This is a genomic window from Streptomyces sp. sk2.1 (genome assembly GCF_008120935.1).
Classification (GTDB): Bacteria; Actinomycetota; Actinomycetes; order Streptomycetales; family Streptomycetaceae; genus Streptomyces.
On sequence record NZ_RDBO01000077.1, the window covers coordinates 506,434 to 516,958 of the forward strand.

The window sequence follows — 10,525 nt, forward strand, 5'->3', positions numbered from 1 at the left end:
CGTGCTACGGCGGGGCGGCGGGGAGGTGACCGGGTGCGGGGTCGGGGTCCGGCCGGGGCATGCGGAGGGTGTCGCGGGTGCGCGGGGCGACACGACAGGGTCCACGGGGGTAGTCGCGATCTATCGCGTTTCGGTACGCTGGGTCGGTGGACCTCGAAAAGCACCCCCAGCAGCCCGTAGCCCCCGCGGAGCCGGCCGGTATCCGCGCCTCCGACGCGGACCGGGACCGGATCGCGGACATCCTGCGGGAAGCCATGGCCGAGGGCCGGCTCACCGCCGAGGAACATGCCGAGCGGGTCGACGCGGTCTACCGCGCCAAGACCGTCGGCGAGCTCGAACCACTGGTACGGGACCTGCCCGCCGCCTCGACCGCCGCCCGCCCGGCCGCCGCCGGGGTGCCCGCCCACGACAGCCCCGCGGGCCCGGCCGACAACATGGTGGCGATCTTCAGCGGGTCCACCCGCAAGGGCCGTTGGCGGGTCGGCAGCCGCACGAACGCCTTCGCGCTCTTCGGCAGTGTGGAGATCGATCTGACCGAGGCTCTTTTCGGCCAGAGACTCACCGTCATCAACGCCACTTCCATCTTCGGAAGCGTCGATATCAGGGTTCCCGAGAACATCTCGCTGCGCGGCAGCGGCACGGGTGTCTTCGGCAATTTCGAAGTCACCACACTGGAATCCGCGGATCCGGAAGCGCCGGTGGTCGTCGTCAACGGCTATTCGGTGTTCGGCAGCGTCGAGGCGAGGCCCAGGCGCGGAAAGTTCATCGCGGACCTTCACGACCGGCTCCGCAAGCACTTCGGCTGACGGGCGGCCCGCCAGGCGATACGTCCCCGGTGGCGGCGGGGTTCGCCGTGCCCGGATTCCGGCGAACCCGCCCGCGCCGAACCTTTCGGCTCTTGTCGCACTTCTCCCGAGTGCTCCGAAGTCATCCAAAGCCCTCCGGACTGTTCCGGACTCCTCCGAAACGCTCCGGGCATTTCCGATTCGCTCCCGGGCCCCCGGATTTCCCGGAACGCATTCGAACTGCTTCGAACCCCTTCGAGAACAAGCCAAATTGTCGCTCGGACATGATTTGGCGGACCCGAACGAAGAGCCACTCAGTGCATAGGCGCGCGCACAGCGGGTAGGGGAAGTTGCATCGCCTCCCGCTTGCGAAGTCGTCAGGAGTAGACCGTGCTGCAACTGCCGCATCAGCCCCTGCAGGTCGCTGCCGTCCCTCCCCAGCGCACCCCCGCGCGGGAGGACCAGGCCGGCCCCTGGCATTCGGAGGCGGTGTGCCGCCGGGACGAGGCCGGGCTGTTCTTCGCCCCGTCGAAGGAGCCGACTGCTGCCAGACTCGCGCGAGAGGAGTCGGCGAAGCGCCTCTGCGCGCGCTGCCCCGTGATGATCGAGTGCCAGGAGCACGCGCTCATACAGCCGGAGCCGTACGGGGTGTGGGGCGGGCTCACCGCCGCCGAGCGCCGGGTGGTGCTCGCCCGCCGCAGACGGCGTGAGATGGAGCTCAAGGCATCGTCCGCGTCCTCCGCCGCGGCGGACCGCATCGCCGCGGCGGGCTGACCGGGCCGGACGGCTCGGACCGAGCGACGCGGGCCGGACGAAGCGGGCCGGACGACGCGGGCCGGACGACGCGGGCCGGACAACGCGGGCCGGACAACGCGAAGAGGCGCCCCCACCGCACAGGGGGGCGCCTCTTCGCGTTTCTTCCGCCGTGGCCCTGCGGCTCCCGAGGGTCTCGCGGTCCCGTGGTCCCGGGCCGGCCTCGGCGCGGTGGTGGCTACTTCGCGCGGTCGAAGTCGATCGCGCTGTAGGCGCGCAGCTTCGACAGCCGGTGCGTGGAGTCGATCTTCCGGATGGTGCCGGACTTGGACCGCATGACGATCGACTCGGTGGTCGCCGTCTCCGCGCGGTACCGCACGCCGCGCATCAGTTCGCCGTCCGTGATGCCGGTCGCGACGAAGAACACGTTGTCTCCGCTGACCAGGTCGTCGGTGGACAGCACCCGGTCCAGGTCGTGCCCGGCGTCCAGGGCGCGCTGCCGCTCGGCCTCGTCCTTGGGCCAGAGCTTGCCCTGGATGACGCCGCCGAGGCACTTTATGGCGCAGGCCGAGATGATGCCCTCGGGCGTGCCGCCGATGCCCATCAGCAGGTCGACGCCGGTTCCCTCGCGGGCGGCCATGATGGAACCCGCGACGTCGCCGTCGGAGATGAACTTGATCCGGGCGCCGGTCTCCCGGATCTCCTTGACGATGCCCTCGTGGCGGGGGCGGTCGAGCACGACGACGGTGACGTCCTCGGGGGCGGAGTTCTTCGCCCGCGCGACACGGCGGATGTTCACCGAGACGGGTGCGTTGATGTCGACGAAGTCGGCGGCCTCGGGGCCGGTGACCAACTTGTCCATGTAGAAGACGGCGGACGGGTCGAACATGGCGCCGCGGTCGGCGGCGGCCAGTACGGCGATGGCGTTCGGCATGCCCTTGGCGTTCAGGGTCGTGCCGTCGATCGGGTCCACGGCGATGTCGACCTCGGGGCCGGTGCCGTCACCGACGCGCTCGCCGTTGAACAGCATGGGCGCCTCGTCCTTCTCGCCCTCCCCGATGACGACGACGCCGTTCATCGAGACGGTGGAGACGAGGGTCCGCATGGCCTTCACGGCGGCGCCGTCGGCGCCGATCTTGTCGCCGCGGCCCACCCAGCGCCCGGCCGCCATGGCGGCGGCCTCGGTGACCCGGACCAGCTCCAGGGCGAGGTTGCGATCGGGGGCCTCCGGGGAGACCTCCAGCTGGGACGGCAGATGATGCTCGGACATCGGAGCGCACCTTTCTGTACGACGACGACCGGAAGAGGGTGCTGTGACTCTATCGTCAGGTCGACAAAATGAGCAGACCGGGTCACTTATGAGCGGGCCGCCCCCGGGGTCGGGCCCGCCGGGCCTGATGCGACCATGGGTCCGTGGCTAGCAAGCGAGGCAAGCAGACGGTGCGGGACATGTTCCTGTCGATGGCGGTCATCTCCGCCGTCGCGGGGAGTGCTTACATCTTCATTCCGCACGACGAGAACGCCAACCCGGTCAAGGCGATCGACTACCGGGTGGAGCTTCTGACGGCGCGCCGTGCCGCGCCGTACCCCGTGGTGGCCCCGGACGGACTGGTCGGGGACTGGAAGCCCACCTCGGTCAGCTACAGCCGCGCGCAGGGCAACAGCTGGCACCTCGGCTTCCTCGACCCGGACGGCAAGTACGTCGCGGTGGAGCAGTCCACCTCCCCGGCGAAGAAGTACGTCACCGAGGTCAGCCAGGACGCCCGGGACACCGGCCGCACGCGACAGGTCGCGGGCGAGGACTGGCAGCACTGGAAGGGCGACAAGTACGACGCCCTCGTGCGCCTCGACAAGGGCTCGACCACGGTCGTCACGGGCTCCGCCTCGACGGAGCGGTTGGCGGAGATGGCCGCGGCGCTCAAGGGATCCTGACCCGGGCGGACGCGGGGGTGCCCTCCGCGCGGACGTGGATGGACATATAAGGGAAGGCCCCGGAATCCTCGGCGGATTCCGGGGCCTTCCCCGTGTGCGCGGCGACGGTCAGACGGTCGTGACGACCTCGTCGTAGGAGAGGCGCGGCAGGCGCGGGAACCAGGCGTCCTCGCCGGGCTTGCCGATGTTGACGACCATCAGCACGTTGTGGTCGCCGTCCAGGAACTCCTTCTCGATGCCCGCGGCGTCGTAGCCGGTCATCGGGCCCGCGGCCAGGCCGGCGGCGCGGACGCCGATGATGAAGTACGCGGCCTGCAGCGCGCCGTTCAGCGTGGCGGCCGACTCGCGGACCGGGCGCTCGGAGAAGAACGCGTCCTTGGCCTGCGGGAAGTGCGGCAGCAGCGCCGGGAGCTCCTCGTGGAACTCGTTGTCGGTGGCCAGGATCGCGACCAGCGGGGCGGTCGAGGTCTTCGGCTGGTTGCCCTCGGCCATGTGCTTCACCAGGCGGGCGCGGGCCTCGTCGGAGCGGACCAGGACGACGCGCAGCGGCGACTGGTTGAAGGCGGTGGGGCCGTACTTGACCAGGTCGTAGATCGCCTGGACCTGCTCATCACTGACCGGCTCGTCGGTGAAGGTGTTGGCGGTGCGGGCCTCACGGAAGAGGAGGTCCTGGGCGGCGGGGTCAAGGGCGAGGGACATCGTGCGTATTACCTTCCGGGCGTGCTGGGATCGAGCGACGTGGAACACCGTACGGGAGAAGTAGGTTAACTTTCAACTAAAGCGAGGGGGAGTGATCCGTTGCACAGCCCGTGCGTCGGTCCGCCCGTCCCCGCCCTCCTCGCTCCCGGCCCGCTCGCATACCGTCCGACCTGCTCGTTTCCGTTCCTCCCGGTTCCGCGCCTTCCGGGTCTGCTCCCCTCAGCCGGCGTCCGCCGCAGTGCCGTCGCCCTCGGGGGCGGCCGGTCCCGCCAGCGCCTCGTCCAGCCGGGCGCGCGCACCCTCCAGCCAGTGCCGGCACACCTTCGCCAGCTCCTCGCCCCGCTCCCACAGCGCGAGGGACTCCTCCAGCGTCGTACCGCCCGCCTCCAGGCGGCGCACCACCTCGATCAGCTCGTCGCGGGCCTGCTCGTAGCCGAGCGTGTCCGCGGCATCGGCCGTTGCGGTCGCTTCGTCCGTCATGCGTTCCACCCTGTTCTCCGGCCCGTCAGGGGCCTGTGACCTCGTACGTCCCTGCTTTCGGGCGCGCGCGTGGGCGCGGCCCCCGACCCGTGCGCACCGGCGCCGGGCCGGCTCACTCGTCCACCCGTACGGCGAACTCGCCCCCCGACACCCGGGCCCGCAGCACGTCGCCCGGCGCCCCCGCGTCCTCGGGGGAGCGCACGACCTGGCCGTCGGCCCGTTGCAGCACCGCGTATCCGCGCTCCAGCGTCGCCGCGGGCGACAGCGCGACGACCCGCGCCCGGGTGTGCGCGAGCTCCGAGTCCGCCCGGTCCAGCAGATGCCCCAGCACCCGTCTGCTCCGGCCGGTCAGCGCGTCGATCTCCGCAGCGCGCTCGTCCACCATCCGGTGGGGGCGCTCCATCGACGGCCGGGCCAGGGCGTGCGCCAGGCCGCGCTCCTCCCGGTCCAGCAGCCCCCGTACCGTCCGCAGCGCGCGGTCGCGCAGCTGCCGCACCCGGTCCAGCTCCTCGCCCACGTCGGGCACGATCTTCTTGGCCGCGTCCGTCGGGGTGGAGGCGCGCAGGTCCGCGACCAGGTCGAGCAGCGGGGAGTCGGGTTCGTGGCCGATCGCCGACACCACCGGCGTACGGCACGCGGCGACCGTCCGGATCAGCTGCTCGTCCGAGAACGGCAGCAGGTCCTCCACGCTGCCGCCGCCCCGCGCCACGACGATCACGTCGACGGCCGGGAGGTCGTCCAGCTCCTTCACCGCCTGGACCACCTGGTTCACCGCGTGGACGCCCTGCACCGCCGTGTTGCGCACCTCGAAGCGGACCGCGGGCCACCGCCGCCGGGCGTTCTCCAGGACGTCGCGCTCGGCGGCCGACGCCCGCCCGCAGACCAGGCCGATCAGCTGCGGCAGGAACGGCAGCGGCTTCTTCCGGCCCGGCGCGAAGAGCCCCTCCGAGGCCAGCGACTTCTTCAGCTGTTCGAGCCGGACCAGCAGCTCGCCGATGCCGACCGGCCGGATCTCCGTGGCCCGCAGGGACAGCTGGCCGCGCGGCGCGTACCACTCGGGCTTGGCGAGGACGACGACCCGCGCGCCCTCCGTCACCACGTCGGCGATCCGGTCGAAGACCTGGCGGAAGCACGTCACCCCCACCGAGATGTCCTGCGACGGGTCGCGCAGCGTCAGGAACACCACCCCGGCGCCCGGCCGGCGCGACAGCTGGGTGATCTGCCCCTCCACCCAGACCGCCCCGAGCCGGTCGATCCAGCCGCCGATGAGCCGCGACACCTCACCGACGGGCAGCGGGGTTTCCGCGGACGTTTGGAGAGCCATGCGGCGAGCGTATCCGCCCCCACCGACAATCGGGCGGCTACGACGACGGCCGCCGTGGCACGCTTCCGGACCGGCTCGGGGCCTCTCGTTCCCGTACCGGCTCGGCGCCCCCGTTCCCGTACCGGCCGGGGGCCCTCGTTCCTGGACCGGCTCGGGGTCTCCCGTTCCCGTACCGGCTCGGCGCCCCCGCTCGCGGATCGGCCCGCGGCCCCGTTCCCGGACCGGCTCGGGGCCTCCGGCCGGGGGCGGTCGCGCGTGCCGGGTCCTCAGGCCGTGCGGCGTCCCCACTGCGCCGCCAGCACCACCAGCCCCACCCCGAACCAGCACACCCCCACCACCTGCGCGCTCGCCGTCGCCTCCACGATGACCGCGATCAGCGCCCCCGCGCCCACCACCGGCACCAGCACGTGCCGCCACCAGCTCGGCGGTCCCTCCATCCGGCGCACGGCGAACCAGCCGACCACCGACGCGTGCAGCAGCACGAACGCCGTCAGGGCGCCGATGTCGACGACCGACACCAGATGATCGAGACCGTCGTCCCGCCGGGCCGCCCACACCGCGGCGACCAGTGTCACCGTCGCCGCCAGCAGAATCGCCGACCGCGGCACCCCCGACGCCGGGTCGACCTTGGCGAGCACCCGGGGCAGCCGCCGTTCCCTGGCCATCGCGAAGAGCAGCCGCCCCGCGGCCGCCTGCCCGGCCAGCGCCGCGAAGGCCGCGCCGATCGCCTTGCTGACCGCCACCAGATCGTGCAGCCAGCTCCCGACCGCCGCGTCCACCGTGTCGTAGAACGCCGACCCCTGCGCGGCCGGATCGGCGGCCAGCTCCGCCGACGTCATCGGCTCCAGCAGCGCCGCCAGATACGCCTGCGCCACGAACAGCGTGCCCGCGAGCACCAGGCAGAAGAGCACCGCCCGCGCCACCTTCTCCGAACCCCCCGTCACCTCCTCCGCGAACGAGGCGATCGCGTCGAAGCCGAGATAGGACAGCACGGCCACCGAGACCGCCCCCACCACCGCCGACACGGAGAAGGCGGAATCCCCGGTGAGCGGGGTCAGCCAGCCGCGCTGCGCCCCGTCCCGCACGAGGACCACCACCGCCGACACCAGGAACACCAGCAGCACCACGATCTCCATCGCCAGCACCGCGAAGCCCACCCGGGCGGCGGCCCGTACGCCCCGGAGGTTGAGCAGCGTGGTGACGACGACCGCGAGCGCCGTCCACACCCACCGCGAGACCGACGGGACGAGCGAGTTCAGCGCGATCCCGGAGAAGAGGTAGGCGACCGCGGGGATCAGCAGGTAGTCGAGCATCGCCATCCACCCGGCGATGAACCCCGGCCCCTCCCCGAGCGCCTTGCGCGCGTACGCGAAGACCGAACCCGCCAGCGGCGCGACCCGCACCATCTGGGCGTAGCTGAACGCCGTGAACGCCATCACCGCGGTCGCCGCGACGTAGACCAGCGCGACCGCGCCGTCCGACTTCGCGTCGAGCGTGCCGAACACCCCGACGGGCGCCATCGGCGCGATGAAGAGGAGCCCGTAGACCACCAGGTCCCGGAAGCCGAGCGTCCGCCGCAGCCTGCCGCTCTCCTGGTGCACGGTCGGCGCGACGCCGTGCGCGGAGAACATCACGATGGGCCCCCGCCGCCGTCACCGTTGCCGCTGTCGCTGATGCCGCCGGTCTCCGACATGAGCCCTCCGTTGTCCGCGTACGCATCAGTTTTGCGACAGTGCCGATCTTTCGCGCGTCCTGCTCGGCCTTACGATGGGACGCATGACTGCTACGACACCTCGCCGCGTCCTGCTCGCCGCTCCCCGTGGCTACTGCGCGGGCGTGGACCGTGCCGTGATCGCCGTGGAGAAAGCCCTGGAGCAGTACGGCTCCCCGGTGTACGTGCGCCACGAGATCGTCCACAACAAGTACGTCGTGCAGACCCTGGAGAAGAAGGGCGCGATCTTCGTCGAGGAGACGGCGGAGGTCCCCGAGGGCTCCATCGTGATGTTCTCCGCGCACGGCGTCGCGCCGACCGTGCACCAGGAGGCGGCCGAGCGGAAGCTCGCCACGATCGACGCGACCTGCCCCCTGGTCACCAAGGTCCACAAGGAAGCGGTCCGCTTCGCGCAGGAGGACTTCGACATCCTCCTCATCGGCCACGAGGGCCACGAGGAGGTCATCGGCACCTCCGGCGAGGCCCCCGACCACATCACGCTGGTCGACGGCCCCGAGGACGTCGCCGGTGTCGAGGTCCGCGACCCGTCGAAGGTCGTCTGGCTCTCCCAGACGACGCTCTCCGTCGACGAGACGATGGAGACGGTCGGCGCGCTCAAGGAGAAGTTCCCGCTCCTGATCTCGCCGCCCAGCGACGACATCTGCTACGCCACGCAGAACCGCCAGATCGCCGTGAAGCAGATGGGCACGGACGCCGACCTCGTGATCGTCGTCGGCTCCAAGAACTCCTCCAACTCGGTCCGCCTGGTCGAGGTCGCCCTCGGCGCCGGGGCCGACGACGCCCACCTGGTCGACTTCGCCGAGGAGATCGACGAGGCATGGCTGGAGGGCGTCTCCACGGTCGGCGTCACGTCCGGCGCGTCCGTGCCCGAGGTACTGGTCGACGGGGTCCTGGAGTGGCTGTCCGCGCGCGGCTTCGAGGACGTGGAGATCGTGAAGGCGGCCGAGGAGTCGATCACGTTCTCGCTGCCCAAGGAGCTCCGCCGCGACCTGCGCGCCGAGGCCGCCGCGCTCTCCGGGAAGGCCGTCCCCTCCGAGAAGTGAGGAGCCCCGGCGCACCCCTCCTTCGGCGGACGCGTCCTCGCGTTCCGGGGAGTGCGCCGGGTCGGCTGCCCGTACCGTGGACCGCATGCAGATCTTCGGCGTGGACATCGGCGGATCCGGGATCAAGGGCGCTCCCGTGGACCTGGACCGCGGGGACCTGGCGCAGGAGCGCCACAAAGTACTGACGCCGCATCCGGCGACGCCCGAGGACGTGGCGGGGTGCGTGGCCGAGGTGGTCGGCCACTTCGACTGGTCGGGGCCGATCGGCATCACCTTCCCCGGCGTCGTCACCGGGGGGCACACCCGTACCGCGGCCAATGTCGACAAGGGCTGGATCGACCTGGACGCCCGCGGACTGCTCGGCGACCGGCTGGGACAGCCCGTCACGATCCTGAACGACGCCGACGCGGCGGGCATCGCCGAGATGACGTTCGGTGCGGGCCGCGACCGCAAGGGGACGGTGATCGTGCTGACGCTCGGTACGGGAATCGGCAGCGCCCTGTTCACCGACGGCCGGCTCGTGCCCAACACCGAGCTGGGCCACCTGGAGCTGAACGGCCGCGACGCGGAGAAGCACGCCTCCACCAAGGCGCGCGAGGACGAGGACCTGAGCTGGCACCACTGGGCGCGCAGGCTGCAGAAGTACCTGGCCCATGTGGAGATGCTGTTCTCGCCCGAGCTCTTCATCATCGGCGGCGGGGTCAGCCGCAAGGCCGACAAGTTCCTGCCGCTGATCGAGAACGTACGGGCCGAGCTGGTGCCGGCGCAGTTGCAGAACAACGCGGGCATCGTGGGCGCGGCGATGGCGGCCGGCGGCCACTGACGGCGCGACGACGGCGGCGACCCCGGGGAAGAGGGGCCGCCGCCGTCGTCGCGCCGCCGTACGGCCCCGGCGAGGAGCCGTACGCGTCACCCCGTCGTGCGACGATCGGCCCCGGCCCTTCGAGAGGGTCTGGGCCGGTCGCACGACGAGCGGGTGCGCGGGCCGGTCACCGCTGGGGGCGGCGCGGCGGCTGCGTGGGCCGGGGCCGGGCCGGGGGCTGTGCGGTCCGCGCCGCCTCCTGGCCGGGGCGCGCGGTCCGGGCCGGCCGCGCGGTCTGGGCGGCGAGCAGCAGACGGCGCTGCCGCTGCCGCATCAGCCGTACTTTCCGTACGGTCGCGATGACACCGGCGACGAGCGTTCCGCCGTACAGCCACCCGGCGTGCACGGCGAGCGCCGTGACGACCGCCATGGTCCGGCCGCCGAAACCGCCCGTGCCACCGGCGATCGGGACGACGCCGACGGTGAACGCGATCGGCACGATGATCGGCGCGGTCACCAGGTCGGCGGGCCGCACCCACAGCGCCGTCAGCGCGCTGACCGGCAGGAACAGCGCCCCGAACACGACCGACGAACCGTCGAGGAGCAGCAGGTCGAGACAGCCCAGCACGAGCATGGACGCGGCGGCGAAGAGCCCCGCGCCGATGCCGGTCAGCCGCGGGTTGGGCAGCCTGCGCAGCGCGAGCACGACGGGCGGCACCGGCCGGGACCGCCCCTCGGGCGCCCTGATCACCCGGTAGACGGTCGCGGTTTCCTCGATGGTGCCCTGCGGGGACAGCGGGGCCTGCTGGGCCTGCCTGCGCTGCGGGGGACGTGTCCTGTGCTGCTCCACCGGGACAACGTAGGTCGCCGGGCGGGAGGAAGCGGGTGCGGGACACGCGCTTTGGGCGACCTAGGCGATGAGTTCGATGCCACACGGCCGAACGGGAACCGATCGCCCCCGCATCCGCACCGCCC

General features: G+C 72.0%; 11 protein-coding genes. 5 read left to right on the forward strand and 6 right to left on the reverse strand.

Annotated elements, in window-relative coordinates:
- Window positions 1-146 precede the first annotated feature (146 nt).
- Together EAO76_RS29675 and EAO76_RS29680 are read left to right on the forward strand one after the other, a co-directional pair.
- On the forward strand, window positions 147-806 hold the full coding sequence (locus EAO76_RS29675) for a DUF1707 domain-containing protein (protein WP_148838975.1): 660 nt from the start codon (window positions 147-149) through the stop codon (window positions 804-806).
- A 369-nt stretch (window positions 807-1,175) separates the two neighbouring features.
- Window positions 1,176-1,559, forward strand: coding sequence for a WhiB family transcriptional regulator (locus tag EAO76_RS29680; RefSeq protein ID WP_148838976.1), 384 nt, complete (start codon window positions 1,176-1,178; stop codon window positions 1,557-1,559).
- A 217-nt stretch (window positions 1,560-1,776) separates the two neighbouring features.
- Here EAO76_RS29680 and glpX read toward each other — a convergent pair whose 3' ends face one another.
- A complete protein-coding gene (gene glpX, locus EAO76_RS29685; protein WP_148838977.1) occupies window positions 1,777-2,808 on the reverse strand; it encodes a class II fructose-bisphosphatase in 1,032 nt (343 codons plus the stop codon).
- Between the two features lie 143 nt (window positions 2,809-2,951).
- On the opposite strand from glpX, the gene EAO76_RS29690 reads away from it, so the two are divergent.
- Window positions 2,952-3,470, forward strand: coding sequence for a DUF4245 domain-containing protein (locus tag EAO76_RS29690; protein WP_148838978.1), 519 nt, complete (start codon window positions 2,952-2,954; stop codon window positions 3,468-3,470).
- A 108-nt stretch (window positions 3,471-3,578) separates the two neighbouring features.
- On the opposite strand, the gene EAO76_RS29695 is transcribed toward EAO76_RS29690, so the two are convergent.
- The 4 genes from EAO76_RS29695 to EAO76_RS29710 all read right to left on the reverse strand — a co-directional run bounded on the left by EAO76_RS29695 (window position 3,579) and on the right by EAO76_RS29710 (window position 7,604).
- Window positions 3,579-4,169 carry a malonic semialdehyde reductase gene (locus EAO76_RS29695; protein ID WP_148838979.1) on the reverse strand — a complete coding sequence of 197 codons (591 nt, stop codon included), beginning with the start codon at window positions 4,167-4,169 and terminating at the stop codon, window positions 3,579-3,581.
- A gap of 219 nt (window positions 4,170-4,388) precedes the next feature.
- Window positions 4,389-4,649 carry an exodeoxyribonuclease VII small subunit gene (locus EAO76_RS29700; RefSeq protein WP_148838980.1) on the reverse strand — a complete coding sequence of 87 codons (261 nt, stop codon included), beginning with the start codon at window positions 4,647-4,649 and terminating at the stop codon, window positions 4,389-4,391.
- Between the two features lie 112 nt (window positions 4,650-4,761).
- Window positions 4,762-5,973: an exodeoxyribonuclease VII large subunit gene (xseA, locus tag EAO76_RS29705; RefSeq protein ID WP_148838981.1), complete on the reverse strand. Its 1,212-nt coding sequence runs from the start codon at window positions 5,971-5,973 to the stop codon at window positions 4,762-4,764.
- 266 nt (window positions 5,974-6,239) lie between these two features.
- A complete protein-coding gene (locus EAO76_RS29710; RefSeq protein WP_148840378.1) occupies window positions 6,240-7,604 on the reverse strand; it encodes an APC family permease in 1,365 nt (454 codons plus the stop codon).
- Window positions 7,605-7,740: 136 nt separating this feature from the next.
- Here EAO76_RS29710 and EAO76_RS29715 point away from each other — a divergent pair, with 136 nt between their 5' ends.
- Both EAO76_RS29715 and ppgK read left to right on the forward strand, forming a co-directional pair.
- Complete coding sequence (locus EAO76_RS29715; RefSeq protein WP_187438833.1) at window positions 7,741-8,748, forward strand: 4-hydroxy-3-methylbut-2-enyl diphosphate reductase; 1,008 nt, start codon at window positions 7,741-7,743, stop codon at window positions 8,746-8,748.
- 85 nt (window positions 8,749-8,833) lie between these two features.
- Entirely contained in the window at window positions 8,834-9,571 is a 738-nt protein-coding gene (gene ppgK / locus EAO76_RS29720; protein ID WP_148838983.1) for a polyphosphate--glucose phosphotransferase, read from the forward strand.
- A 166-nt stretch (window positions 9,572-9,737) separates the two neighbouring features.
- Here ppgK and EAO76_RS29725 read toward each other — a convergent pair whose 3' ends face one another.
- Window positions 9,738-10,298, reverse strand: a complete 561-nt coding sequence (locus EAO76_RS29725; protein ID WP_148840379.1) for a DUF6542 domain-containing protein — start codon at window positions 10,296-10,298, stop codon at window positions 9,738-9,740.
- Window positions 10,299-10,525 lie beyond the last annotated feature (227 nt).

Coding starts and splice junctions, on each gene's coding strand:
- ppgK (WP_148838983.1), top strand. CDS start 8,834: ATGCAGATCTTCGGCGTGGACATCGGCGGATCCGGGATCAAGGGCGCT.
- EAO76_RS29710 (WP_148840378.1), bottom strand. CDS start 7,604: ATGTTCTCCGCGCACGGCGTCGCGCCGACCGTGCACCAGGAGAGCGGC.
- EAO76_RS29715 (WP_187438833.1), top strand. CDS start 7,741: ATGGGACGCATGACTGCTACGACACCTCGCCGCGTCCTGCTCGCCGCT.
- EAO76_RS29700 (WP_148838980.1), bottom strand. CDS start 4,649: ATGACGGACGAAGCGACCGCAACGGCCGATGCCGCGGACACGCTCGGC.
- xseA (WP_148838981.1), bottom strand. CDS start 5,973: ATGGCTCTCCAAACGTCCGCGGAAACCCCGCTGCCCGTCGGTGAGGTG.
- glpX (WP_148838977.1), bottom strand. CDS start 2,808: ATGTCCGAGCATCATCTGCCGTCCCAGCTGGAGGTCTCCCCGGAGGCC.
- EAO76_RS29695 (WP_148838979.1), bottom strand. CDS start 4,169: ATGTCCCTCGCCCTTGACCCCGCCGCCCAGGACCTCCTCTTCCGTGAG.